Source organism: Paenibacillus sp. FSL W8-0426 (assembly GCF_037969725.1).
In the GTDB taxonomy this organism is placed as follows: Bacteria; Bacillota; Bacilli; order Paenibacillales; family Paenibacillaceae; genus Paenibacillus; species Paenibacillus hubeiensis.
Genome location: NZ_CP150203.1, coordinates 6,744,229 through 6,770,097, shown reverse-complemented (window position 1 = coordinate 6,770,097; position 25,869 = coordinate 6,744,229). Strand labels below are relative to the sequence as shown.

At 50.6% G+C, this 25,869-nt stretch carries 18 protein-coding genes and 2 riboswitches; of the genes, 13 read left to right on the top strand and 5 right to left on the bottom strand.

Going from position 1 to position 25,869, the window contains the following annotated elements:
* Window positions 1-21 precede the first annotated feature (21 nt).
* The 3 genes from MKY59_RS30515 to MKY59_RS30505 all read left to right on the top strand — a co-directional run bounded on the left by MKY59_RS30515 (window position 22) and on the right by MKY59_RS30505 (window position 7,070).
* On the top strand, window positions 22-1,536 hold the full coding sequence (locus MKY59_RS30515) for a malate:quinone oxidoreductase (RefSeq protein WP_339275307.1): 1,515 nt from the start codon (window positions 22-24) through the stop codon (window positions 1,534-1,536).
* Between the two features lie 246 nt (window positions 1,537-1,782).
* A riboswitch (cyclic di-GMP riboswitch) is annotated at window positions 1,783-1,870 on the top strand.
* A 61-nt stretch (window positions 1,871-1,931) separates the two neighbouring features.
* A riboswitch (cyclic di-GMP riboswitch) is annotated at window positions 1,932-2,020 on the top strand.
* Between the two features lie 13 nt (window positions 2,021-2,033).
* Complete coding sequence (locus MKY59_RS30510) at window positions 2,034-2,834, top strand: transglutaminase-like domain-containing protein (RefSeq protein ID WP_339275306.1); 801 nt, start codon at window positions 2,034-2,036, stop codon at window positions 2,832-2,834.
* Window positions 2,835-3,113: 279 nt separating this feature from the next.
* Window positions 3,114-7,070, top strand: a complete 3,957-nt coding sequence (locus MKY59_RS30505) for a collagen binding domain-containing protein (RefSeq protein ID WP_339275304.1) — start codon at window positions 3,114-3,116, stop codon at window positions 7,068-7,070.
* A 113-nt stretch (window positions 7,071-7,183) separates the two neighbouring features.
* Here MKY59_RS30505 and MKY59_RS30500 read toward each other — a convergent pair whose 3' ends face one another.
* Entirely contained in the window at window positions 7,184-7,633 is a 450-nt protein-coding gene (locus MKY59_RS30500; RefSeq protein WP_339275302.1) for an SRPBCC family protein, read from the bottom strand.
* Window positions 7,634-8,008: 375 nt separating this feature from the next.
* On the opposite strand from MKY59_RS30500, the gene MKY59_RS30495 reads away from it, so the two are divergent.
* Complete coding sequence (locus MKY59_RS30495; RefSeq protein WP_236413528.1) at window positions 8,009-8,845, top strand: helix-turn-helix domain-containing protein; 837 nt, start codon at window positions 8,009-8,011, stop codon at window positions 8,843-8,845.
* A 25-nt stretch (window positions 8,846-8,870) separates the two neighbouring features.
* On the opposite strand, the gene MKY59_RS30490 is transcribed toward MKY59_RS30495, so the two are convergent.
* Both MKY59_RS30490 and MKY59_RS30485 read right to left on the bottom strand, forming a co-directional pair.
* The gene (locus MKY59_RS30490) at window positions 8,871-11,981 is read right to left on the bottom strand and encodes an ATP-binding protein (protein ID WP_339275300.1); all 3,111 of its coding nucleotides are present in this window, start codon (window positions 11,979-11,981) and stop codon (window positions 8,871-8,873) included.
* A 103-nt stretch (window positions 11,982-12,084) separates the two neighbouring features.
* The gene (locus MKY59_RS30485) at window positions 12,085-13,164 is read right to left on the bottom strand and encodes a hypothetical protein (protein ID WP_339275299.1); all 1,080 of its coding nucleotides are present in this window, start codon (window positions 13,162-13,164) and stop codon (window positions 12,085-12,087) included.
* Between the two features lie 352 nt (window positions 13,165-13,516).
* Between MKY59_RS30485 and MKY59_RS30480 the strand changes: the two genes are divergently transcribed.
* On the top strand, window positions 13,517-15,634 hold the full coding sequence (locus MKY59_RS30480) for a TerD family protein (RefSeq protein WP_339275297.1): 2,118 nt from the start codon (window positions 13,517-13,519) through the stop codon (window positions 15,632-15,634).
* Between the two features lie 222 nt (window positions 15,635-15,856).
* Window positions 15,857-16,741 carry an AraC family transcriptional regulator gene (locus tag MKY59_RS30475; protein WP_339275296.1) on the top strand — a complete coding sequence of 295 codons (885 nt, stop codon included), beginning with the start codon at window positions 15,857-15,859 and terminating at the stop codon, window positions 16,739-16,741.
* Between the two features lie 292 nt (window positions 16,742-17,033).
* Here MKY59_RS30475 and MKY59_RS30470 read toward each other — a convergent pair whose 3' ends face one another.
* Window positions 17,034-17,753 (bottom strand): class I SAM-dependent methyltransferase, encoded by a 720-nt coding sequence (locus tag MKY59_RS30470; protein WP_339275295.1) that lies wholly within the window; start codon window positions 17,751-17,753, stop codon window positions 17,034-17,036.
* A gap of 217 nt (window positions 17,754-17,970) precedes the next feature.
* On the opposite strand from MKY59_RS30470, the gene MKY59_RS30465 reads away from it, so the two are divergent.
* The 4 genes from MKY59_RS30465 (at window position 17,971) to MKY59_RS30450 (ending at window position 20,804) form a co-directional block, all read left to right on the top strand.
* A complete protein-coding gene (locus MKY59_RS30465; protein ID WP_339275293.1) occupies window positions 17,971-18,648 on the top strand; it encodes an HAD hydrolase-like protein in 678 nt (225 codons plus the stop codon).
* Between the two features lie 206 nt (window positions 18,649-18,854).
* Window positions 18,855-19,433, top strand: coding sequence for a TetR/AcrR family transcriptional regulator (locus tag MKY59_RS30460; RefSeq protein WP_339275292.1), 579 nt, complete (start codon window positions 18,855-18,857; stop codon window positions 19,431-19,433).
* Window positions 19,434-19,501: 68 nt separating this feature from the next.
* Entirely contained in the window at window positions 19,502-20,062 is a 561-nt protein-coding gene (locus MKY59_RS30455) for an NAD(P)H-dependent oxidoreductase (protein ID WP_339275290.1), read from the top strand.
* Window positions 20,063-20,093: 31 nt separating this feature from the next.
* The gene (locus tag MKY59_RS30450; RefSeq protein ID WP_236413519.1) at window positions 20,094-20,804 is read left to right on the top strand and encodes an SDR family oxidoreductase; all 711 of its coding nucleotides are present in this window, start codon (window positions 20,094-20,096) and stop codon (window positions 20,802-20,804) included.
* Between the two features lie 184 nt (window positions 20,805-20,988).
* Here MKY59_RS30450 and MKY59_RS30445 read toward each other — a convergent pair whose 3' ends face one another.
* Window positions 20,989-22,356 (bottom strand): DUF2252 family protein, encoded by a 1,368-nt coding sequence (locus MKY59_RS30445; RefSeq protein ID WP_339275288.1) that lies wholly within the window; start codon window positions 22,354-22,356, stop codon window positions 20,989-20,991.
* A gap of 307 nt (window positions 22,357-22,663) precedes the next feature.
* Between MKY59_RS30445 and MKY59_RS30440 the strand changes: the two genes are divergently transcribed.
* The 3 genes from MKY59_RS30440 (at window position 22,664) to MKY59_RS30430 (ending at window position 25,852) form a co-directional block, all read left to right on the top strand.
* Entirely contained in the window at window positions 22,664-23,977 is a 1,314-nt protein-coding gene (locus tag MKY59_RS30440) for a sensor histidine kinase (protein WP_339275286.1), read from the top strand.
* Between the two features lie 202 nt (window positions 23,978-24,179).
* A complete protein-coding gene (locus tag MKY59_RS30435) occupies window positions 24,180-24,677 on the top strand; it encodes an SRPBCC family protein (protein ID WP_339275284.1) in 498 nt (165 codons plus the stop codon).
* Window positions 24,678-24,730: 53 nt separating this feature from the next.
* Entirely contained in the window at window positions 24,731-25,852 is a 1,122-nt protein-coding gene (locus tag MKY59_RS30430) for an SGNH/GDSL hydrolase family protein (RefSeq protein ID WP_339275282.1), read from the top strand.
* The last annotated feature ends 17 nt before the right edge of the window (window positions 25,853-25,869 follow it).

The following is a 25,869-nucleotide window of genomic DNA, read 5'->3' as shown; positions in this document are numbered from 1 at the left end:
AGGGTATAAGGACGGTTAATAATGAGCCACGGACAAACGAGTACAGATGTGATCTTGATTGGTGCCGGAATTATGAGTGCAACATTGGGAACCTTGCTGAAAGAATTGGCACCCGACTGGAAGATAAAGGTATTTGAAAAGCTCGCCACTGCGGGAGAAGAAAGCTCCAACGAATGGAATAACGCCGGAACAGGGCATGCTGCGCTATGCGAACTCAATTATACCGTCGAACGGCCGGACGGTTCCGTAGATATAAGCAAAGCCATCAAGGTTAACGAACAATTCCAGATTTCACGGCAATTTTGGGCTTATCTCGTCAACAGCCGCCTGATTCGAAATCCGCAGGATTTCATCATGCCGCTTCCCCACTTGAGTTACGTGCATGGCGAGCAGAACGTCCAGTTTCTGAAAAGACGTTATGAAGCCTTGTCGAACCATCCTTTGTTCAAAGGCATGGAGTTTTCGGACGATCCGGCGAAGCTGAAGCAATGGATTCCTCTGATGATGAAAGGGCGTACCGGAAACGAGCCGATTGCAGCGACCAAAATTGACTCGGGTACGGACGTTAACTTTGGTGCTTTAACGCGTATGCTGATGGAACAATTGAAGAAAAGCAATGTGGGCATCCACTATCAGCATAGCGTCAAAAACATGAAACGTACGAGCGATGGCTTATGGGAATTGACGGTGAAAAACCTCAAGAGCGGGGCGACCGAGCGCCACAGGGCCAAGTTCGTCTTTATCGGAGCGGGCGGAGGCAGCTTGCATTTGCTGCAGAAGTCGGGTATTCCGGAAGGCAAACACATCGGTGGATTTCCGGTAAGCGGTATTTTCATGGCTTGCAAAAACCCGAAGGTCGTCGAGCAGCACCATGCCAAGGTATATGGCAAAGCCTCGGTAGGTGCCCCGCCAATGTCGGTGCCGCATCTGGACACCCGCTACATCGATAACCAAAAGTCGTTGTTGTTCGGGCCGTTTGCAGGTTTCTCGCCGAAGTTCCTGAAGACCGGTTCAATGACTGACCTGATCACCTCGGTGAAACTGCATAACCTGTTGACCATGCTGGCAGCCGGCGTGAAGGAGATTTCGCTGACGAAGTATCTGATCCAGCAGCTGATGCTGTCCAAAGAGCAGCGCATGGAAGAATTGCGTGACTTTGTACCGGATGCCAAAAGCGAGGACTGGGATTTGGTCGTTGCCGGCCAGCGCGTGCAGGTAATCAAGGATACCGCTCAAGGCGGCAAAGGCACGCTTCAATTCGGTACGGAAGTAGTGACTGCGTCGGATGGTTCGATCGCTGCCTTGCTGGGGGCTTCTCCGGGGGCATCCACTGCTGTGCATGTCATGTTGGAAATCCTTCAGCGCTGCTTCCCGCAGCATATAAGCGCATGGGAGCCTAAGATCAAAGAGATGATCCCTTCCTACGGCCAGTCATTGGTGGAGAACGTGGAATTGCTCAACAGAATTCATGCTTCGACCGCCAAAGCCCTAGGCCTGGCAGAGAAGAGGGGCTCCAGTTCGGTGATGAACGGGTAACCGTTGTCGTTGAAGTGCATATACAAGGAAAGAGCTAAGCCGGTTTCAAGCCGCGCTTAGCTCTTTGTTTTTTATATTAATGGTTCGAATCTCCCAACAATTCCTCCCTGGCAGCATACCATTGGTCTATGAAACTGGCACGTTCAAAACGAAACCTTGATTATTCGACAAAAAGCAGCGCGATTTGGAAGATTTCTACTTGTCGAATTGGGCAGTATTTGATATGATGTAGTCACCAAAAGCAAATCACGATAACGGCAAACTTGTCGAAAGGCAAGGACGCAAAGCTACAGGGTCTTCTTGACGTATTGTCAAATGGCAGCCAGCTACCGAACGAAAGTGCTTTTTTTGTTTTTTATTGGACAAATATCCACTAAAAACGCAGTAAAACTCAATAACGATAATGGCAAACCTGTCGAAAGGCAGGGACGCAAAGCTATAGGGCCTTCTTGATGCATGATCAAATGGCAGCCTGGCTTCCGAAGGGGGTTTACAGCATGCGTAACGCTGTGTTCGCCATTGTAGGACTATTTGTCTTACTCTTATGCGCACCGGTTGTACAAGCTGCGCAGTCTGAAGATTGGCTGGGTTTGGACCAGCTTGATCGCGGAGCAGTTGTCATCCATTATGACGTGAAATCCGATGTAAAGACTAAGCTTATGATCGCCAAAGGACAGGAAAAATATACATATACGCTGCTGCCGGGTAAGTCTCGGGACGTTTTCCCGCTTCAAATGGGGAACGGAGACTATACAATCACTGTGTTGGAACAAGTCAGCGGCACCAAATACAAGGTCGTTCAAGAAGGAGCCGTCAAGCTTCATCTGAAGGACAGCAACAACGTATATCTGAACTCGATTCAGAATATCGATTGGTCTGATAATGAACAAGCCGCACAGCTTGCTAAAAAGTTAGCCCGGTCTGCAAAAACGGACCAAGAAAAAGTACAAGCTGTATACGACTATGTGATCGGTAACATTCGATATGACAAAGTACTTGCATCGCGAGAGTTAACGGACTATCTTCCAGATAACGTCCGCACAATCATGGATCTCAAAGGGATGTGCTACGATTATGCTTCCCTGCTTGCATCCATGCTGCGGAGTCTCGATATACCGACCAAATTGGTAATGGGTACTTCGGATTATGTAGATGTATACCATGCATGGAATGAAGTTTACCTCAACGGGCAGTGGATCACCATCGATACTACCGTCGATGCCGCTTGGAAAACGCAAGGTACTTCGTTCAAAATGATTAAAGACGCTTCGCACTACACAGCATCGAAAATTTACTAATATTCTCGTGAATATAAGCTTTGGACGCACATGTCCAAGGCTTTTTCGGGTTTGTTAAGAAAATGTCTATGCGATGGCGTTATAATGCAGGAAGCCCATTTGGTTCTGAACGAAAATATAGACACCATTTGAATCGTGCGCCAATTGAACGAGGTGGAGGTGATGGACTCAGACGTCCCTTATAGGCATGTAGTTCACTGGATACATGTCTCGAATTGCGCACCAAAAGCGAGATTGGAACCGAAAAACGAGGGTAATGACGAGTCCGAGGGAGAGATTATGAAGAAAAAAGTAAGTGGAATCGTAATGGTACTGCTGCTTATGATCCAAACGCTGTTTGGCGCATCTGTTGGGATCGCCAGTGCAGCGGAAAACGTGCAGGGGCAGGGAACGGATGTTGGGGCCCAGCAATTGGAAAATGGCGATCAAGTACCGGGAGGCGTCCAACCATCGGTTGACAATGAACAGGAACCCGGTAGCAGCACGGATGAATCGGTAGACGAAGTTCAAGACCCGAGTACGGGCACCGATGAGTCGGTAGATGAAACGGAAGATCCGAGCAAGGGCACTGAGGGATCTGTGGATGCCGCAGAACCGGGCAGTGATACGGATGAGGCGGTAGATGAAGAAATCAAGAAACCGGAGGCCGGTAACAACGAGGATGCGACAATTCCGGTTTCAGACGATATTTTAACCAAACTGGTACTAACAGATACTAACGGTACCGTCATTGATGCAGTATACAATCCGGACAGCACTTTGGATATTGGCGCAGCGGTAAACCTGAGTTATGAATGGGAACTCCCGAACGGACACGGGTATAAGAATGGCAGTACGTTTACGTTTGATCTGCCGCAGCAGTTCGAAATTTACACGGAGATCGACGAACCGCTCGTTGCTGACCAAGGCGAAGTCGGCCGATTCACGGTGGACCGGAACGGCAAAGTGGTAATGACTTTCAATGAATACGTCGAGAGTCACTCCAACATCAGCGGTAAACTGGAAATCCGCACGGAGTTCAAAAAAGAAGTCCTTACGGGAAGCACGGAAGTCGTTATCGCCATTCCGGTCAGAAGCGGAGTCCAGACGATTATCGTGAACCTGAAGCCGCAAGGCGGCAAACAGATCGAGAAGCAGGGAAAAGCGGTTGGTAAAGACCGCATTGATTGGACGGTTCAAATCAACAAATCGTTGAATAAGATCAACCATGCGGTTGTTACCGACGTCATGCCTGAAGGTCTGGAGCTTGCAGCCGACACTGTCGAAGTGTATCAATTGCAGGTGAATGGTGACGGGTCGACCGTCCTCGGGGGCAAAGTAGATGCCGGAAAGTACACGGTTGAATCGAACGGCGGCACCAAGCTGGAACTGGCATTCCAGGACGAATCGATCAACAAGGCGTATGAAATTCGTTTTACGACGAATCGAATCGGCGAACAGGCCCGCTTTGAGAATAAGGCCGTATTGTCCGGCGAAGGCATTGAGGATGCCCAAGCGACCGCAACGGTAACGGTGGATTTGGGGAAATTCCTGGATAAGACATATAAGCAAAATAACGACACCGGGGTTATCACTTGGACGGTCAAATATAATTTCAATGGAAAGCACGTTCCACAAGAACAGGCGGTCATCATGGATCAGTTCAGCAACGTTCATGAATGGGTTGCCGATTCGCTGAAAGTGTATAACGGCAATTCTACCGACGCGAAGAATTTGTTGGCATCGACGGAATATAAAGCCGATCCCGTGGGAACGAACGGATTCAAACTTCAATTTAATAATGATGTTGATTCCGCGTACACCATCGTTTACCAAACCAAACCGGTCGATCGTTCGACTGCCGACGGCAAAGAGGTCAGAAATAAAGTCACCTCCGGCGATTCGATTAAAGAAGTGACGGTTCCGGCTCAAGGCAGCCGTGCGCTGACGAAAGGAACATGGAACATCGATTTTGCCAGCAAAACGGCAACATGGATGATTACGGTTAACAGCGACAGCAAACCGGACGGCAGCAAATACCATATGGAAAACGTAGTCATTAAAGATACGTTCCCGCAGGGCGGTCTTGAATTTATTCCCGATTCGGTGATCGTTAAAGCGGATGGGACCAAGGTTTCCGATCGTGAATATGAGGTCGCGTATGATAATGCTCGTCAGGGTTTTGTCATTAAGTTCCTCAATACCATAAAGACCACATATACCATTGAATACAAAACCAAGTTTAATATTGAATGGTTGACGAAAAGCAATTTGGATTACATGAACCGGGCTTCAATGACTTGGAGCGAAAACGGAGTGGATAAAGGACCCATTCAAAGGGATGCGAGCTTTGCCTCCGACGGATATACCAAAAACAACGGCGGGAAAGATGGCAGCTACAATCCTGTCGACAAGGAAATCACATGGAACATCAAGATGAACTACAACCTCAACACGTTGAATGATGCGATTGTGAAGGATGTTCTGAAGGATGGGCAAAAGCTTGTCCCGAGCTCGGTCAAAGTATACGAGATGAAGCTGCTGGGGTGGTGGAACGGTGTTTCGAAAGGCGCCGAGGTACCGGCTTCCGAGTATGAAGTGACCGAACCTACCGAAACGAATAGCAACGAGTTGTCCGTTCATTTCAAGGGTCCAACCTCCTCGGCGTATTGGATCGAGTTCAAAACGTCGCTGCAAGGCACAGTGATCACCAAAGACATGAATAACACGGCCGAACTGTGGAATGGTGGCGACAAAGCCGCTACCTGGAATGCTAAGGTATCTGTTCCTCACGGCGGTGAGTATGTAACAAAAAGCGGTGCCCAAAATGGAAATAAGATCGATTGGTCGATTCGTATCAATGAAGGCCAATCCCATATTTCAAACGCCAAGATCATTGACGAGCCGAGTGCAAATCAGATCTTGATCGAGGACTCTTTCCATTTGTATGCAACATCCGTTAATAAGAATGGAGAAGCGGTCAAAGCCGGAGAGTTGACTGAAGGAAAAGATTATACGTTAACGTTCACGAGACTTGAAGGCGATCAGGAAATATTCGAGTTGAAATTCAAGAACGATATCTCTTCAGCCTATATTCTGGAATATCAGTCATTCATTATTGCCGCAGACAAGGAAGCCGTGCGAAATAAGGTGGCACTTGAAGGCGACCAGCTGAAGACGGAGATGCGGGAAACGACGAAAGAAATCATCGTTCGTACCTCTTCGGGTTCGGGTTCCGGCGGCGGCGTAACAGGCAGCCTGGAAGTGACGAAGGTGGATAAGGATGACGATACGAAATTGTTGGCAGGAGCGAAATTCGTGCTTTACGACAAAGCAGGCAAACGCGCCCCAATGGTGAAAACGACGGATGAAGAAGGAAAGATCCTGTTTACGAAACTGCTCTATGACGATTATGTGTTGGAGGAGCTTGCGGCTCCGGAAGGATATAAGATTGGTCAATCAACTTGGGACGTCAAGATTGACTCCAGTATCGTGAGTAAGGGCAATGTCGTGAAATTAACTGTAACGAACGAAAAAGAAGAGCCTGTTGATCCGACGGACCCGACGGACCCAACGGACCCAACGGATCCAACAGATCCGACGGACCCAACGGATCCAACAGATCCGACGGACCCAACAGATCCGACGGACCCAACGGATCCGACAGATCCAACAGATCCGACGAACCCAACGGATCCGACAGATCCGACGGACCCAACGGATCCGACAGATCCAACGAACCCGACGGATCCGACAGATCCGACGGACCCAACGAACCCGACGGATCCAACAAATCCTACCCATCCGGGCACACCAACGGATCCAGGTACTCCGGTTAACCCGGGAACTCCTGGAAATACGCCGGATCCGGGGACACCATCAACGCCAGGAACGCCGACTGATGAAGTAGACGTACCGGATGAAGAGACCCCGAGAGGTGAACCGTCGATACCAGAAACGCCTTCGACGAACGATCCGGAGACACCGACCATCGAGATCGAGGAGGGTGAGATTCCGCGCGGCGGCGTTGAGCCGGAACCGCAGACGAATGAACCTGAAACGCCGAATCAGCAGCCTGCGAAACCGCAAACGCCGGATCAGCAGACTGCAATACCACAAACACCGTCATCGGAAATTACGATCAAGACGCTTCCGCAAACGGGCGAAGCAAGCAGATATCCGTTTTATTTCGCGGGTGTGGGGCTGATTTTGATCGGAGCATGGTTAGGTCTTCAACGAAAAGCTATGAAATCATAACATTGTGCATTGAATATAGCCCCTTTGTTCTGTTAGACAGGACATAGGGGCTTTTTTGGCGTATTAATTCATAATCAACGCAGGTCCAGCGTCAATACGTTTGATCCCGTCCGTTACCAGCCAAAATCCAAGGTTTTTCCCGTTTCGGCATACGTTTTAATGCTGCTAAGTATCATCCACCAATGCTCCTTCGCATTGGCAAAGGACGGGTGCCCAGGGGTCCATTGGTCATTGGTCAATGTCAGTTTGGTGCAGCCGCCTACGGGTTCCAAGGTAAAAGTTACCCGTGATTCAAGATCGGCGTGGTTTTCACGGTAGGATGCTCCAGGATGTTCAAGGTAGCTGAGCACCTTCCCGGGAACGGCTTGCAGGATGGTGCCGTAGACATGCACCGTCTCGTCCCCGTCGTTGCCCGGGCCTACATACTGGAAAGCCGCTCCCGGTTCCAGGGTTGTGTTGAGGACAGCGCCGAAAAACGTGCTGCGCGTGCCCTCCGGACTCACCAGGGTATTCCATACGTGTTCTGGCGTTGCGCCGATATAAAAAATGTACTGTAATTCCATAATCATGCTCCTCCTTAAGTGTGCAACTTTTTTTATATAAACCGCACTAATCATTCACACTAAGGCACTGCGAGTGCAGTACCATCTTCCGATCGCTGTTATCCCCAGATTTTTTCGATTCCCTTGTTCAACGGGAAAATCCGGTGATAGGCCTATGCTTCCGATACAGCTTTCTTTCAGAAAGCTTTTAGAACGCTTCGCTTCTCCAGATTGGTTCTGCCTCTCCGTTAACGTGTGTTTGTTTTATGCGGTTTATATAGATAACTTCTGCGTTTGTCAGAGGCTGTGTGGTACACTCATTATAAATTGACCCTTACGCAGACGTATTGTAAAAACGCGACAGAAACTTGTCCCTATTACTGAAGGATCACAATCTTGACGGAACGGAGCGAAGAAAGCATGGGCATTTCGAAATCCCGCCCGAGTATGGGCGTTCTTGGACTTTACGGAGCCGGGGGCAAATTCCGTTTGGATCGTTATCCCGCTACGGGACCGATATCCCCATTCATCAAGCATTACTGGATCGTCGAATGGAACTTGGAGGGGGAGCAGCCTCACCTTCAAGATGTTGTCCCCAACCCTTGCGCCAACCTGGTGGTGGAAAAGGGGAAAACGTGTTTCTATGGGCCGGCAAAGGAGCGATACACCCAGCGTTTGGAAGGGAGAGGAGTCGTTTTTGGTGCCAAATTCAGACCGGGAGGGCTTTACCCGTATATAAAAAGGGAGATGTCGGAATGTATCGTTAAACCCATCGACGTGGTTGCTGTACTGGGAATCCAGGGTTCTGAATTGGAAGAGAGGGTACTGGCACAGTCCAATGATGCGGGGATGGTCAAGGTGTTGGATGACTGTTTCGCAGCCAAAGTGCCGCGGTATGACGAGAACATTACGCTTGTTAACCAGATCATCGACCATATGGAAGGAAACCGGGAGATCACGAAAGTGGAGCAGCTGGGGCAGTGCTTTGATATCAGCCTCCGGCAATTGCAGCGCCTATTCTCGAAATACGTTGGCGTTAACCCGAAGTCGGTGATTCGGCTGTTTCGGTTGCAGAACGCAGCGGAGGCGATGGACCTTGGACAGGTCACCGACCTCGCGCGTTTATCCGTGGAGCTGGGGTATCATGATCAGGCGCATTTCAGCAAAGATTTCAAGACTGTGATCGGCAAAACGCCTGAGCGGTATTTATTGGAGCAGACATTGAGGCTTTAAAATGATCTGAAGTTGAGAGCACATTTCAACCATTTGTAATGATGAAGGAAACTTTCGTACCTTTCCCTGGTTTGCTGACGATATGAAGCCCTTGACCATAAATCTGGTTGAGCCTTCGATTCGTGTTGGTTAATCCAATCCCGCCCGGTTGCCCGGTTCTTGACTTGGGCCAAGTGAGCGCTTGTGCAATCCGGGACTCGTCCATGCCTGCGCCGTCATCTTGGATTTCAATGAGAATTCCGTCCTTTTGCTCCTCCATTTGAATGCGGAGCGTCCCGCCTTCTGCTTGGCTAAGAACGCCGTGTCTCACCGCATTTTCAACGAGGGGTTGGATCGTTAACGGGGGCAGGAGCACGTCAATGGTATCCGGTATGTCCCATACGATGTTGAGTCTGTCAGGGAAGCGCTCCTTCTCGATGTACAGGTAGGCCCGGACAAGCTCCAGTTCATGCTGGATATGAACCAGGTTTTCGGCATTCAGGAAGTCAAAGCTCGTCTGCAAATATGAAATAAAGGCATCGCCAAGCTTCTGCATCCGTTCCGTATCCAGGTCGCTCAGCGCCATGATGGAATTCAGCGTATTGAACAGGAAGTGGGGCTGGATTTGGGCTTGCAAATACGCGGCCTCCATCCGGAACCTTTCATCGACGGACTGTTTCAAATCGACCAGCGATCGGATACGATGTTTCAGCTCCATGGCATCTACCGGCTTGGTCACGTAATCGGTAGCTCCTGCCAGAAAGCCTGCATAAATATCGGCTGGTTCGTTTCGGGCCGTTAACAGCAGAATTGGAAGCTCTGAAGCCGAGAATCGTCCCCTCAGCTTCTCCGTCAGTTCATACCCCGACATTTGCGGCATCATAACGTCGGCAATGACCAAATCCCAATGTTTTCCCTCTAACCATTCGAGGGCCTGCCGCGCAGAGGCCGCAGGCTGGATCAGATAAGACTCGCTCGATAACATGGATACGAGCACACGCAGATTGACGGGGTCATCGTCGACGACGAGAATTCGAGCTGCCGCCCTTTCATGGGATTCTGCGTTGAAAGGGTGGGGCCGGGAAAATGTGTTTTCATCATCCAAACGATTACTGGTCTCCGTGGGTTCATGGCGGATTGGCGTTTGCCGTTGTCCCGGTGGAATAATCTGAGCAGCCGGTTGCCCCAATGGGAGATGTACGATGAAGGTAGAACCTTGTCCAAGAACGGAATGTACCGCAATGCTCCCTCCGTGCAGCTCAACGAGTTGTTTGCAAATGCTCAACCCTAATCCAAGTCCTCCGCTCAGGCGGGCATTGGAAGTCCCTTGTTCATAAGCGTCGAATATCCTGTTTTGCATCTCTTCGCTCATGCCGATGCCCGTATCGGAGACCCGCATGGTTGCATGTACTCCCATCGTTGCTTCGACGGCAACGGTAATCGTCCCTTCATCGGTGAATTTGAGGGCATTGTGCAGCAGGTTGTACAGGATTTGAACCAGTCTTCTTTCGTCTGCCTGAATAAGCGGCAGCGTATCCGGAATTTCCATGACGATGTTGACTGGCTTGCCCTCAGCCATATATCGGAACATGCTGACCACGCCCGAAACGACCGAGGCAAGGGACACGTCTTTATACTGCAGCCCGATGCGTTTCTCCTTGAGCCGAATAACGTCAAGCAAATCGTCGACCAGCTGCGACATCCGTCGGCCAATTGTAATCAACAATTTCATGTCTTCCGAATGCGCTTTTCCGGTACGGCGCCTCTCCTCCCCGGCAATGCTTTCGGCAATGTTGATCATGCCGTGCAGCGGCGTGCGGAGCTCGTGGGCCGTGTTGGCCAAAAACTGATCTTTTTGCGCGTCTTCTTCTTTGAGCTGATCATATAAATGTTGGATTTTCGACGCGTTTCGGAAATACTTCTTGAACCAGTACGCGGAAAAGCCGAATATGGCAGCGATGACGTCGATGGGATAGTAGACGTTGGTAATTTCGTTATGCGAATTAACCATTCCCCATAACACGCTGGACAGACTGCTTGTCGCTGCAAAGAGAAGGAATGTCGCGTCATCCCGTTTGTCGGCAGCCATTTTCATGAACAGAACGACCGACCATGCGATCGGGAACAGGTATAGCACATCGGATATTCCGGTTTCGAGCCAGACATAGATGCTGCGCACCGGAGCAACCAGCAAAAATGCACAATGGGCTCCAAGCAATCCAGCATACATGCGAAATATCGAAATGGCTTTGGAGCTATTGGAAAAGCTTCTGGCCAACAGCAGCATGAAAAACGAAAACAACGGATAGGAAAGCGCCTTGGCCTTGACCATCCAAGTAAAATTAAGCGGCAGCCAGCTTAGCAATAAGCCGTCATGGTCGGATACGACAGTAAGCGCCGCTGAAAAGGTCAATAGGGAAAATGTCAGCAATGCGCGTTGTTTGCGATTGAAAAAAAACATGGCAAGGGCATACAAGCTATGCAAGAGCAAAATGGCAAACGTGATTTTCTGCAAATCGACCGAGAGACCGTGATCGCGGGCAATAGCCTCCGGGGTGCCGAAATAGAGCGAGCGCGTTAAACCGCCGCTATACGGATCATCGAAGTTCGCCGCCTGCACGAGAAGCTCAAGCTCCGTGGCTCCGTTCGTGGCGTAAGTTGCCGTGAAGGCTGTTCTTTCGGGTTTGTAGTCCTGCTCGCGGACGGCAGGACGGCCGAATCCGGCGATGGTATTCCCGTTGATTTCCACGATGGAGGAGGCCTGGATTTTTTGGGCCCAGAGGGCGACGTCCTTCACCGAAGAGTCGATAAGGATGCGCAGCCGATACGTTCCATACCCGAACGACGAAGATGAGGTGGACATCTCGCTCTGCCAATCGCCGGGCACGATAATCGATCGGGGTGGATTGGGGGACGAGAGTAATTTCTGGAGGGAAAACAGGGCGTTCGGGTAAAACATCCACTCCCCGTCCAACGAAACAGGCGATGCGGATGATAGATCCCAGCCGCGCAAATCCAAGGTGCCATTCACCGGCTGCGGCGATGGCGGCATGGTGAAGCCTTCCGACCAAACGAAGCGGGATCCAAGCAAAAGGGTTAGAAACAGGCTGGACAAGACTACATATCTAGGGATGGGCATACGTTTTAATGGTTTCATAGTACACATGCTTTTCGACATAATAAGCCAAAATCCTGCATATAAAGAGCCATCCTTTCAAACGTCTTTTGGAGGGAATGCGCTTTAAGGAATAAGGACGGACTCACAAATAAATCTGGCGCGCCTGCTCCTCGAACAATGCAGTGACCTCCGGGTAGAAGGCAAGATCAATCCGGAGCTGCCGCATGATTTTTTGAATCAAAATCGCGTCCGTGAACATATGGTTGATGATCGTTTTGCCCCACAGCGGGTCATCCTTGAAGTACTTCACCAGATCACGAATGGCATCGAAGTTAAAAAAGAGGATGTACGAAACATAGTTTTGCAACAGGATGCGGAAACAGTGTTCGGAATAGGGAGTTGAAGCGCCGGGGTTGTTCTCCATAAAATCACGCATCACCGCAAACAACTCGGCGTTGTTCTCCGAATGCATGCGCAGCATTTCATCGACGTCGTTGATGAGGCGCAATATGGTCTCGATTCCCTCTTCCGGCGGCATGGTCAGCTTGGGCGCATGGCCTTCAATGGATCGCAGTAATTCCAGCGTGAGTTGTTTGCACGCCTTGATGTTGGACGGGAGAATGGACAGCCGGTCTTCGAAATCCGCAAAGTTGTGGATGCAATGGTCATGGAATGCGGAAATATACCGTTCTACCTCGATATTAGTCTTGTTATGGACGAGTGTATGCCCCTTGAACGAAAAGGCGTATAACGTCTCCTCGTTTACGGGATGGGCGTAGAGATAGAAAAAGAAGAAAAATTCCCTTAACTGTCCTTTTTGCTCATCGCTGAGTCTGCTTATGCCCGTCAATGGGTTGAGTTGAAAGAAAGCATAGTTTTTCATAAAGTCGTTCATGGCATTGTACGGATTCAGGCTGGCGATCGACGTTGTGGCGTTGATGGTGTACAGCAGATAATACAGAATCAGCTCCTCATAAACGTCCAGTTGCGCAAATTGCTCATGAAGCATGGGCTTCCAATCCGGGTTTGCAACGTAATTCGGATCTCTTGGCTGCAGCTCCGACAGCCACTCTGCAAACGTTTCTTCCGGGTGATCGGTGAAAAACAGTTCCGCCCCGCCGTCTTCGCATAAAGCGTACTCGAATGGTCGGGTTTCCAGTAACGGCAGCGCCCGGTTGTATTTCATATTCAAATAACTATGATACAGATGTTGTATATGCATCGAATCTTATCCTCGATTCTTATCAGATTCATTGGAAATCACATCTAAAAGTGTACATGAATCCCTCATCGTCATCAAACCATGAGCGTCCATTTCGAGTCGTAATACTTTTGCCCTGTTGGGAATTGCAGGAATATGGGAAGATGGGTTCATCAAAGGTTCGGACCACGAGCTTCGGGTCTTTGGTCTTCAGGCTATTGCGATCCTTCCTTCTACATCATTGGAGATTTAGGGTTGCAGGTCTCCTGAAGATTCTGTTTCAGAGAGGAGGCGTCCAGGCTATCATGTTCCTTCCTTCTAACCCAAAACCTTTATGTTTGATAGGGACATGGCTTTCCTGGACTCTTTAATCATGATGAATACCATTTATGTAAGAAGAGCGAAAAAACTTATTGTAGAACCATATATAGAACAAACGAACAAGGAGAACCGGGTGGCAAACGACATGCTGGCCACTGCCCTGAAAAATATCGAGTCGCTTGGTTTCACCTTCTCGGATCGGTTAATCCAGGCTGTTCGCCAGCTTTCCCAGGATCAATTCGAAGCATTGGTTAAGCAGCTTGTCGTCGATTTGGAGCTTATGGTCGGAGCGCATGTGAAGTACAAACCGATGTATGCCGGATTTCCGGCACAAGTCATGGAGGCGGACGAAGCCGAGTTATACCTGAATGCCATCCTTCATTATCTGACGAATATCCTGCCGGAACAGAAGGTGTCAAAACGAGAGCCGCTGCCATTGTTGGAACGTGTGGACTTGAAAGTCATCGACCTGGGAAGCGAGCATCATTTCATTGGCCTGATCCGCCAGTTGATCGAAGCAAAGGGCTCCATCTCGGAAACGGACAAAAAAGACATTGATGCGGTGCTGGAGCAAGCCGGTCCCGAACAGCTGCAGGCGTTATTGCCTGACGAGATCCCGTTCAAGGAAAACGCCGGATTCGTCGTAGCAGCATTATTGAGACACGAAAAGGCAAGCATGGACCTCGTCGGGGGTTATTTCAAAACAGCCACGGATGTTCTTCGCTTGGCCGTTGCTTGGTCAGATGGCGACGTAAGCCTTGCCTCGGCTTCGCGCTTTCGCAAATTCAAACGCCGTGAGCGGCGCCTTTTGCTTGGATTACTGGAGCAATGCGGTTCAATGACCGAGGATATGCTTCGTTATAAAGAACGCTGGATTCGCCTCGGCGAGATTTTGCATCCTTCCGAGTATAAGCATCGTTATCCGCGCTGTCAGGAGGCTTTTGACGTCCTGCGGAACGATAAACCTTTCACCACGTTTAACGGTAGTGTGGAGTTGGCGTTCCAGTATGAAAATGTGTGGAGCCTGATCGACCTGCTGTCGCAGCGCCCTGGCGAATTTGCGAGAAGACTGGATCAGCTGTTGCGGTTAACCGAAGACAAGGTGTATGTGCTGCTGGCGTTTGGTGAAGTCGTGCATCAGGTATCGACACCTGTATTGCTGCAGGTGAAGGAGCATTTTGCGCGCAGGAATGAACCGCAGGATTTACGAGTGTTTTTCCCGAAAGGCAATGTCGCCAAAGCGTTTGCCATTCCGGATGAGCTGCCTGTCATCGATGAGGAGACCTGCCGGGACGTGGTCGAGTTGTGCGAGCAGGCACTGATCAGGCGATTCACTGACCTGCCTGCGCTTGGGAAGACGTATGTTGATCCGCGTCTGAATGATTATGTTGTGCCATTTTCTCAAAGATCCGCAAGCAAGGCACTGCACACAGTCGTACGCGGGTCTCGGATGCCGATGGCTGAGGGGGACACCATCCGTTTTTTCAGCTGGTGGAAAGAAGGCAAGGTCAATGGACAGGACACCGGACGTGTCGATATTGACCTGTCTGCGGTAATGTATGACGACCAGTGGAACTACGTCGAGCATATTTCATATACGAACCTGCGCTCTTCCAAGTACAAGGCGGTCCACAGCGGCGATATCGTGACTGCGCCACATGGCGCGTGCGAGTTCATCGATCTGCATATTCCATCGATCGTCCAGTATGGCGGGCGTTATGTCGTGGCGAGTTTGCTCTCGTACACCAGTCATCCGTATTGCGACCTGCCGGAGTGCTTCGTGGGCTGGATGATGCGCAAAAAGCCGGGTTCCGGCGAGGCGTTCGAGCCGAAGACAGTCGCGAACAAAATCGACGTCGCTGCCGACACCCAGATTGCGATCCCCGTCATTCTCGATCTGTTAGAGCGAACGGTCATTTGGACCGATCTGGCGCTGACGAGCCAACTCCAGTATTCCAACAACGTCGAAAGCAACCAGAAAGGCATGGTGCTGATCGGCAAAGCGATGACGTCATTGCGTAAGCCGGACCTGTACCAGCTGTTCATGATGCATGCCAAGGCCCGGGGTGAACTGGTGGATGCAGCGGATCAGGCCGATACCGTCTATGCGGTGGATCAAGGAATCACACCATTTGAAATTGAGCGGATCATGGCAGAGTATTTGATGTGAAATTGCGAGAGATTTGAGATTTGTCAAAAATCATTGCGAAGGCAAAACAGGCATTCGGGCGTTGCTGCAAGGCTGCTCTTTTGCCTGTCTTTCTGTATCCGCCTGGTTTATTCATACCGTTTGAGCCGGCAACAAAAGCGGTGCAGCCTGCAAAATGGTGCAGGGAATGTCGGGTCGGCAGCGAATGGCTTTGTTATGCTGAATGTACGGGGAGGTGAGGGCATGGATATGCTGGCTCGATTAAACGAAGCTTTGAAGTACGTGGAAAAGAATCTGGACAGCACGCTGGATATGAAAGAGGTGACTCGGATTGCCTGCTGTTCCGAATACCATTTCACGCGCATGTTTTCCTTTCTCAGCGGCATGACGTTATCCGAATATATCCGGCGCCGGCGGTTGACGCTGGCTGCATTCGATCTAAGCCGGGACGGCAGCAAAGTTATTGACGTTGCGATCAAATACGGATATGCTTCGCCGGATTCGTTTGCGAGAGCTTTTCAGGCCGTGCATGGGGTTACGCCCTCCGAGGCTAGGGGCCATGGTTCATCGCTCAAAGCCTTCCCGCGGATGACATTTCAATTGACCATTCAGGGAGGCGGAGAAATGAATTACCGTGTGGAGCAAAAGGAAGCATTTCGCATCGTGGGCATCAGCAAAAGGGTACCTATCGTGTTTCATGGAGTGAACCCGGATATCGCTGCAATGTACCAGAGCCTGACGCCGGAGCTGATCGGCGCGATCAAGGGATTGTCCAATATCGAACCTTCAGGCATCATCAGTGCTTCTTCTCACTTTGGTGAGGGAAGGATGGAGGAGAAGGGCGAGCTGGATCATTTCATAGGAGCGGCCACGACGTTGAAAGCTCCGGAGGGTTTGGCAGCATTGGAGGTGTCGGCTTCAACGTGGGCGGTGTTTACTGCCGTTGGTCCTTTTCCCGATACGCTTCAGGAGGTATGGGGGCGAATCTTTGCGGAATGGCTTCCTTCATCGAATTTTGAATTGGCGGAAGGACCGGAAATGCTGTGGAATGAACACCCGGACGTGACTTCGCCGCAATATCGAAGCGAGATTTGGATACCTGTACAGAAAAAGAGCTATATAGGTTGAACCAATGATTTTTACACAGAGTCACTACGCGGTCAGAACCATCTTTCGATCGCTCTTATCCCCTGATTTCTTTGATCCCCTTTTTCAAGGGGAAAATCCGGTGATAAATGCGACCGCTTCGCTTCTCCAGATTCTTTCTGCCCTCTTCGTTATCGTGTAAATTTACGGTTCAATCTATATAGTAAAGGTCACGGCAGAAACGCTCATTCCTTAGGAATAGGCGTTTCTTTTCATAAGCGGAACCGTAGGTTCCCGCAGCGACAAGGTGCAGCGTCGCCCCTCGAACTCTTATTTAGTGTTTCGTACATATTACAACCAACTGCGTAGCGCGCAGAATGCCATATGCACGGAGTCTCGCTTTGAATTCTTCGCCCCGTCGTTTGAAATGCTCGTGGTTGGGCAGGTGAATGGTTCGAGCAACATGGTTGTCGCAGGCATGTGCCACGATGGTCATTTCCTGCTCATTTTTTAAGTCTGATTTGGGCTCCACGTACTCTATCGTATCGATAATCGTTACATTCAGCGTTTCGATCAGATCGAGAATTTCCTGCTTCTTGTAGGTGTGTCTATGCAAGATGCCCAGGGCCGAATCGATGTCCGCCTCCAGATGATGGTACAGGACATGATTTTGTTGTGCCTCCGTCTGGTGATCCTGGAACATTTCATTGATCAACATCAGGCCATCGGGTTTAAGCACCCTGACGGCTTCGGTCAGAGCGTTTGTGAGGGTGGGCAAATGATGCAAGGTGTTCGATATACACACGGTGTCGAAGGTATGCTCGCCGAACTGCAAACTCTCCACATCCATGACGAGGAAATGGATGTTACCGTCATCGCTGTATTGCTGATTAGCCTGTTCTATGGCTCGGATATCGGTATCGATTCCTGTAATTCGAGCATAATCATTCCGAAATGCATTCAGCAGGGTGGGGATGAATTTTCCCGTTCCTGTTCCAATGTCCAACAGGTGTCCGGCTGACCGCGTTTCCAAGAGATGTTTCAATGGCTCCAAAGACAGCCCTCCATTCCATATTTCTCAACTCCCCAGAGATACTATATCGAAAAAACAGTTTGCTTCATATGATTTTTTTCTGAAATCCACCTTGTATATTTACGTTAAATGATAGTATGGGGATATCTTCTAAATCATCAAAAAATATAATCTATTGATGAACACCAAATAGTGAGCGATACGTTTATCCGTATCCATATGAAGGGAAGAGAGCAGCATGAAGAAATCGATCATATTCGATATGGACGGGACGTTGTTTCAAACCGATAAGATTCTGGAATGTTCTTTGGAAGACACGTTTGAACGTTTGCGTTCCATGGGTGTATGGGTTGGAGAGACGCCGATCGATCAGTACCGTCAAATCATGGGAGCTCCCCTGCCAAAAGTGTGGGAAACATTGTTGCCGGAGCACGCTCAGCATGTACGAGCCCAGACGGACGGTTTTTTTCTAGAAAGGTTAATCTCGAATATCGAGGCGGGCAAGGGAGAACTGTATCCCCATGTCGAGGAGGTATTCCGCGGCCTGCGGGCACAGCAATATTCCATTTTTATAGCCAGCAACGGATTGGAAAGATACTTGAAAACCATCGTGGATCACTATGATCTGACTCACTGGATTACGGAAGTGTTCAGCATTGAGCGCATTCCATCCTTGAATAAGTCGGATCTGGTAGGCAGTATCTTGCGAAAATACGAGATCGAACAGGGGGCCGTAGTCGGCGACCGTTTATCGGATATCCGAGCCGCCAAAGACAACGGACTGACGGCCATTGGGTGCAGCTTCGACTTTGCCCAAGAGGACGAGTTGGCTCAAGCGGACATTGTGATCAATGACTTGCGGAAACTGCTCACCGTTTTGCCGAAGCTATATAAATTGCAAAAAAACACACGTTAACGGAGAGGCAGAACCAATCTGGAGATAACAGCGATCGGAAGATGGTACTGCACTCGCAGTGGCCTTGTGTGATTAATTAGTGTGGCGTATATAGACGTAAAAGTCTGACACCAACGGCTAGAGTGCAATATTAGAACGATCAGTAAAAATAATTCTTTACTGGTCGTTCCCAATATGCTAAGATGAGATCACTGGAGGGAAATGAAATGGCCAGAAGCAAAGAGTTCGAAGAGCAAGCCGTATTGGATAAGGCCATGAAGCTTTTCTGGGAACAAGGGTACGAGAAAACGTCAATGAACGATCTCGTCGAACATATGGGCATTCACCGCAGGAGCCTATACGACACGTTTACGGACAAACACACGTTGTTCCTGAGAGCCATCGATCGATTCGACGAGCGGATTAGCGCCAGATTAACGGCTGGGGTAAAGCGGTCGAAGACGGCGAAGGAAGCGGTTCGGTTCGTGTTTGAATTCATGATTTACGGCGAAGAAGACGTCCCGCCAGGCTGCATGATCGTGAATTCTGCGGCAGAGCTGGCGATGCGGGATGGCGAAGTGGATGCCAAAGCGGTGTGCGCATTCGAAAAGTCGGAAGGGCTGCTCACCGAAATCGTATCATGGGGCCAGCAAAACGGCGAATTCACCACGGATTATGAAGCAAAGGAACTCGCTGAATCGTTGCACAATGCCATGACCGGCATTCGGGTGATGGTTCGGACCTCGGTTTCCAAGGAAAAGATTGAGCGGATTGCCAATCAGGCTATGCGAATTTTAGAGAAATAAGCAGAGACCAATTTTTTTTCGCCTAATTAGAATGATCATTCTCAATAAAATGTGAAGGAGAGATAACCATGAACACCTTGATTGTCGTTGCCCATCCGAACTTAGAGCATTCCCGCGTCAACCGCGCCTTGGTTGAAGCCATACAAAAAGAAACGGACATTGTCGTACACGATCTGTATGCAGCTTATCCCGATGGAAAGATTAATGTGGAACGTGAGCAGGAACTGCTGGACAGCCATGACCGGATCATTTTCCAATACCCGTTGTTTTGGTACAGCACGCCACCGTTGCTGAAGCAATGGTTCGACGAAGTGCTGGCATACGGGTGGGCTTTTGGCCCGGAGGGAGAACATTTGAAAGGCAAGGAAATCGGCATCGCCATCTCGACGGCGGGCACAGCGGCTTCATATCAGCCTGGAGGATACAATCTGTTCACCATTCGCGATATCGCGAAGCCGATGGAGGCGCTGGCCAACTATGTGAGCGCACATTATTTGCCGCCTTTTGCTGTGCATAATGCCAACCACATTTCAGACGAACAGATCGAGGAAAGCCAAATCGCCTATGCAAGCCATCTGAAGCATGTCCGTCATGTTCAAACAGGCGGTCTGATCACCATCAACAAATAAAACGTGGTTAAACATAGAGGAGGAGATTGAAATGGAAAATAAAATCGCATTAATTACCGGAGCGAATAAAGGCATCGGCTACGAGGTGGCCAGACAGTTGGGACAGCAAGGGATTACGGTACTGGTTGCGGCTCGAACCCAAGCGGCGGCGGACGAAACCGCAGCCAGGCTCCGGGAAGAAGGAATTGCGGCGAGCGGAGTAGAGCTTGAAGTCACCAATGCTGCCCATATCGAAGCGCTGGCCGAGCATATCGCAAGCACGTATGGCCGACTCGATATTTTGGTGAACAATGCAGGGGTATGGCTTGAAAATGCAGATTACGCAGGGGATGCGTTCCGGGATACATTTGAAGTCAACGCGTTCGCTCCCTATTACATTACGGAGGCCTTGCTCCCCTTGCTGCTCAAGAGCGAAGCGGGCAGAATCGTCAACCAGAGCAGTGCCATCGGCTCCATCCGCATGATGTCCACGGAAGCGCTTGTGCAGCGGATTGGCACGCCGGCCTATGCAGCGTCCAAAGCCGCGCTTAACATGCTGACTGCCTACTGGGCTCAGAAAACAGCAGAAACCAACGTGAAGGTCAACTCTGTACATCCGGGCCTCGTGAAAACGCAGATGGGCGGGAACAAAGCGGAATTGTCGCCAGAGGAAGGGGCGACAACGGCGGTTCGCCTCGCGACCTTGCCTGCGGACGGCCCTACCGGCGGATTCTACTATATGGATAACGAGCTTCCGTGGTGATAATTATGCTTTTGCAGTAAATGCACCCTCCCGTGCTGAATGGGGCTGACGTCCCGGTGCCCCGAATTGCCGAATTGACCTGCGGAGCCTTAGGAAATACGGGATGATCATGAAAAAACAGTGGTTGCCGGGGAGGCATAGCGCTTCCTACAGGCAACCACTGTTTTTTTGAAGATGACAGAACCTACATGTTAGGCACAAGCTTCTCCTCTTTGGCAATGCCGAACCGTTCCTCAATCCACTCGGTAAACAAGGCATAGTCCCGCTCCGCTTGATTCGCGTACAGATAGCTCCAGTCCGCGATATAGCGGGCAAAAGCATCTATATCGCTTCCTATGGCGTGGGCGATTTCCTGCTCGCTATGGTAAGAAAGAATGCCGCTCGCGACATCGATGTCGGCGCGGGCGTGCATTTTGGCCGTTAATTTGCCCATGGCCCGAAGTACCTGGCGCATATCCTGAATGCTCTGGATGTTTTGCGGCTTGAGCCGTTTTTTGTAAGGCGAGCGTTCCCGGACATAGAAATCGCGGCCTTCGACGGTGAGATAGCCAAGATAAGCATCGGCCTGATGATGCATCGCCTGCTGGGTGGTAACCACACGTTTGCCCTGATGTCCGAAATGCGCCCAGAACGACTCGGAATAGGGCAGGAAATAGGCGGGAACCGGCACGCGAACCTCTTTGACCTCCAGAATCGTATCGTCCTCATCGTTATGGCCCTTCTCGCCCTCGATCAGCAGATAATACCGATCAAGGCCGATGGAAGCCGTGCCTGAGCCGTGTTTGACCGCAACATCTTTAATGGCATAATGGCCATCGTCGGGATGCCGCTCCGCCACCGTATCCAGATAATCGGTCCAAGCTTGCTCCAACCGGCGTTGTTCCGATGCTTCCGGCACGACCAGCTCGGAATTTTCCAGGAATGCGCGGCCGTCCTGCATCTGTGCCGTAACCTTTTCGAGAAAATGGGCTTGCTTGCGTTTTTCTAATTTGCGCAGCAGCTTGCGTACAGGACCCTTCGCCGTCTGTACGTTCATCATAAAGGTGGCGGGGTCGTCCTTTCCGGCGGCAAAACGGCGAATCTGTTTCGCGTAGGCGCGGAGATAGGTTTGAATCAGTTCCTTTTGCTCCGCCTCGGCATAACCGAACTGCCTGCCCACAAGAGCCACGCTGCTGGACATGCGGAGCACGTCATACAGATAACTGCCCAGGTACCCTTCATCAAAGTCGTTGACGTCGTATACGATCTGCCTGCCTTGAATATGGAACGCGCCGAAGTTCTCGAAGTGCAGGTCGCCCTGAATCCAGGTTGGACGGTCCGCCCGCGTGTGATAGGGGAAATACTGCCGCGTGGCATCGAAATAGAACAGGTAGGCACTTCCCCGGAAAAAAGAAAACGGAGACAGCGACATTTTGCGGTACTTCTCCTCTCGTTTAAGAGAGTCCAGTTGCATCATGCTTTCGTCGAACTCGTTAAAAACCGAAACCAGCAAATCTTTCCGCAGCTTGCTGCGCGTGCGCATAACGCCTTCTGTAATCGATTCATGCACCATCTTCATCTCTCCCTTATGTAACTGGACATGTTAAGCCGAGAATCTGAACTGAACTTTCTACCTTCATCATACACGCTCTTTTGGACCTGGGAAATCGGAAGGCAAACCAGATATTGAGAAATATTGGACAAAAGAAGCCCGATTCCTGTGCAGCATAACAAGGTTTTCGGAAAATTTCTAATGATTACGCGATGCGCGGCACTTATTTTTTGCTTGATCATGCTAAGACTGCTGTATATTAGATGGTGTAATCTCATAGTCGCTGCGTTAAACAGCGGCGCGGAACAAGAAATCGTCGGAGGATCTTATGCGCAATTGGTTCAGAAACGAAAATGTGCAGATGAGCGCGGTAGCCTTGGCTACGGCAGTCGGCGCACAATTCAGAATTTACCCTTTTCGGGAAGATGTGTTTCGCATCGGTCTGGGCGTCAGCATTTTTTTGCTGCTGCTGATGATTCTGCCCAATCTGCCTTACCTGAAGACCGGAATCATGACGGGGGCTGCCAGCTTTGCATTCCAGACGGGCGATTGGCTGCTCCAGAAGCATGACTGGTCCATTCTGGAAGGCGTGCTGAACAATATCGGGGCCGGCATGTATTACATCGTATTCGCGTGGATGCTGAGCAAGCTCAAGTATCGCTTTAACGAGCTGCAGCCGCTTCTGCTGGGAGGAATGATTGCCGTCATCGACTTTTCCTCCAACCTCGTGGAGCTTCTTTTTCGAGGTGTGCTGGTGGGATCGGATATATTTTCCATCCGCGGATGGCTGTATCTGCTTGTGGTAGCCTGCTTGCGAAGCTACTTCGTGATTGGTCTGTATAGCAGCATCACCGTACGACAGATGCGCCTTCTCCATGCGGAGCAGGAAAAGCGGATGGAGCAGATGCTCAGCGTGGACTCGGGCCTGTATGGTGAAGTGTTTTACCTTAAGAAGTCGATGAAAACGATCGAAAGCATCGCCGCAGACAGCTATGAGCTTTATCGCGATCTGCGTGAGCAGGGGCTGGGGCAGTACAGCCAGCGCATGCTGGGAATTGCTCAGCAGATTCATGAGGTCAAGAAGGATTCGCAACGCATACTGGCGGGGTTGTTGAAACTGTACGATAACGGGAAAGCCGTCCATATGAGCGTGTCGGAGGTTATTCATTTTGCGATAAGGGGAAACCGGAAATACGGCGAAATGTTGGGCAAACGGATTCAGATCCGCGTACAGCAGCAGATGGATTGCGAGACGGCCTATTACATACCGCTGCTGACGGTAGTGAACAATCTGTTGGCGAACGCCGTAGAGGCCGTCGACAAAAGCGGCACCATCGACATCCGCGTGCTGGAGCGGGGGGAGAACCTGCATGTCACCGTCATGGATTCCGGAAAGGGAATTCCCGCTGCCAAACGCGAAGTCATTTTCGAGCCGGGTTACACGACAAAGTTCAATGAGGCAGGCATTGCGGCCACCGGTATCGGTCTATCCCATGTGAGGGATATCGTGCAGTCCCTGGGTGGAAGCATCACGGTCAGCGACGGTGTGGAAGGGGAGCAGGGGGCCAAATTCGATGTATTCATACCGAAGGCGAAGCTGCTGAAGTCATCTGAGATGCACGATACGTTTGGTTCGGAGTAGATAGGGCAGGGCAGATCGCGGGGTGTCACGAGCTCCGAAAAGGCCGAAAGCGCTGTATTGCTTTTACGCCAGGGCTGTGCAACAATCAGGACAAACAAAATCCACCAATATATGGATGGTATTGGCGGGTGGATGCATTCGCAAGTACGATTTCAACAAATGTTGAACATGCCATACGAATATACAAATAAGGAGGCCGATCATGATCGCGGAAGTGCAGCAAACTCCGAAGGGCGTGGTTGTTCGATTCGAACGTCTATGGAAGCATTCGGTTCAAAACGTGTGGTCGTATCTAACGGACAATGACAAACTAAAATGGTGGTTTCCCGAGTTGGAGGTCATGGAACTGGATACCGGCGGCGTGATCCGGTTTGACATGCAGGACGGTACGTTTGAAGAAATGAAGATTACGGAAGCCCAGACGAACTCGGTGCTCGAATTTACATGGGGCGATGATCTGGTGAGATTTGAACTATACCCTGAAACGGAAGGCTGCCGCCTCTTGCTGCTGGAATCGATCGGCCGTGTGACAAGCCATACGCCCAAAGACGTTGCAGGCTGGCATGTCTGCCTCCGCGTCATTGAAGAGCTTCTTGACGGGCGGACGCTAGGGTCCCGAACAGAGGAATGGCAGCACTGGTATGAAGAGTACAAGCTGCTTTTTCAGCGTTATATATCAACGAATGGCAACGAATCATAATATTTGTTGTTTACTAAGGTAGAGTAAATTCCCTATCGGCAGGAGGATTTAGCATGAAGGCCCATAAGCGTTTGCAGCATTTCGAGCTAACAGAAGTGAAACATCTCAAGGTGCATGGCCGCACGACGGGAAATTTGTCGCCCTTGACCCTGTTCTGGACGGGAAGCGCACTGGAATTGAATGTGCAAGGAAGCGAGCTGTGGCTTGAGGTCGAGTCGCGTTATGAACTATACGAGTCCTGGATCAGCGTGCTGGTGAACGGTGTGCCGGTCAGCAGGCAGATGCTGGCGGAAGGTCGGAATTGGATCTGCCTCTTTCGGGGAATGAATCCGCTCAAAACGACAAACGTGCGGATCGTCAAGGAGGTGCAGGCCATGAGTGCCGATCCCGGCTGCGTACTGCAAATGCATGCCGTGCGAACGGATGGCGAATTTCTGCCGGTGCGCGAACGCCCGCGCAAGATCGAATTCATTGGAGACAGCATCACTTCCGGAGAGGGTGCCATCGGTGCCAGGCAGGAAGAAGACTGGATTCCGATGTGGTTCAGCGCAATACAAAATTACACGTTCCTGACCGCAGCTGCGCTGGATGCGGAGTATCGGGTCATTTCCCAGAGCGGGTGGGGCGTGATGACGAGTTGGGACAACAATCCGCACGGCAACATCCCGGATTACTATGAGCAAGTATGCGGCTTGCTCACAGGAGAGACCAACCGGGAACTGGGCGCAGCCAATCTTCACGATTTTTCGTCATGGCAGCCCGATGTCATTGTGGTCAACTTGGGCAGCAACGATGGCGGCGCATTTCGGACGCCGGCATGGAAGGACCCGGTGACCGGGCAGGTGCATAAGCAAAGATTGAATGACGACGGCTCCTTTAACGAGGATGATCTGGCCGCGTTCGAAAGGGCGGCTGAGCGGTTTCTCGACAAGCTGCGCGACAACAATGCCAAGGCCTGGATCGTATGGGCTTACGGCATGCTCGGCTCGCCGATGATGCCGGCGATTTACCGTGCTGTGGATCGTTATGTCCACCGGACGGGAGACCGCAAGGTATCCATTTTCCAGCTCCCCGACACGACGCAAGCAACGATGGGAGCCAGAAGCCATCCAGGGGAGTCGTCCCATCGCAGGGCGGCCGAAGCGTTAAGCGATTATCTCGAAGGCATCATATAAACCTATAATTTCGGTAG

Coding starts and splice junctions, on each gene's coding strand:
- MKY59_RS30515 (WP_339275307.1), top strand. CDS start 22: ATGAGCCACGGACAAACGAGTACAGATGTGATCTTGATTGGTGCCGGA.
- MKY59_RS30510 (WP_339275306.1), top strand. CDS start 2,034: ATGCGTAACGCTGTGTTCGCCATTGTAGGACTATTTGTCTTACTCTTA.
- MKY59_RS30505 (WP_339275304.1), top strand. CDS start 3,114: ATGAAGAAAAAAGTAAGTGGAATCGTAATGGTACTGCTGCTTATGATC.
- MKY59_RS30500 (WP_339275302.1), bottom strand. CDS start 7,633: ATGGAATTACAGTACATTTTTTATATCGGCGCAACGCCAGAACACGTA.
- MKY59_RS30490 (WP_339275300.1), bottom strand. CDS start 11,981: ATGAAACCATTAAAACGTATGCCCATCCCTAGATATGTAGTCTTGTCC.
- MKY59_RS30485 (WP_339275299.1), bottom strand. CDS start 13,164: ATGCATATACAACATCTGTATCATAGTTATTTGAATATGAAATACAAC.
- MKY59_RS30480 (WP_339275297.1), top strand. CDS start 13,517: ATGATGAATACCATTTATGTAAGAAGAGCGAAAAAACTTATTGTAGAA.
- MKY59_RS30475 (WP_339275296.1), top strand. CDS start 15,857: ATGGATATGCTGGCTCGATTAAACGAAGCTTTGAAGTACGTGGAAAAG.
- MKY59_RS30465 (WP_339275293.1), top strand. CDS start 17,971: ATGAAGAAATCGATCATATTCGATATGGACGGGACGTTGTTTCAAACC.
- MKY59_RS30460 (WP_339275292.1), top strand. CDS start 18,855: ATGGCCAGAAGCAAAGAGTTCGAAGAGCAAGCCGTATTGGATAAGGCC.
- MKY59_RS30455 (WP_339275290.1), top strand. CDS start 19,502: ATGAACACCTTGATTGTCGTTGCCCATCCGAACTTAGAGCATTCCCGC.
- MKY59_RS30450 (WP_236413519.1), top strand. CDS start 20,094: ATGGAAAATAAAATCGCATTAATTACCGGAGCGAATAAAGGCATCGGC.
- MKY59_RS30445 (WP_339275288.1), bottom strand. CDS start 22,356: ATGGTGCATGAATCGATTACAGAAGGCGTTATGCGCACGCGCAGCAAG.
- MKY59_RS30440 (WP_339275286.1), top strand. CDS start 22,664: ATGCGCAATTGGTTCAGAAACGAAAATGTGCAGATGAGCGCGGTAGCC.
- MKY59_RS30435 (WP_339275284.1), top strand. CDS start 24,180: ATGATCGCGGAAGTGCAGCAAACTCCGAAGGGCGTGGTTGTTCGATTC.
- MKY59_RS30430 (WP_339275282.1), top strand. CDS start 24,731: ATGAAGGCCCATAAGCGTTTGCAGCATTTCGAGCTAACAGAAGTGAAA.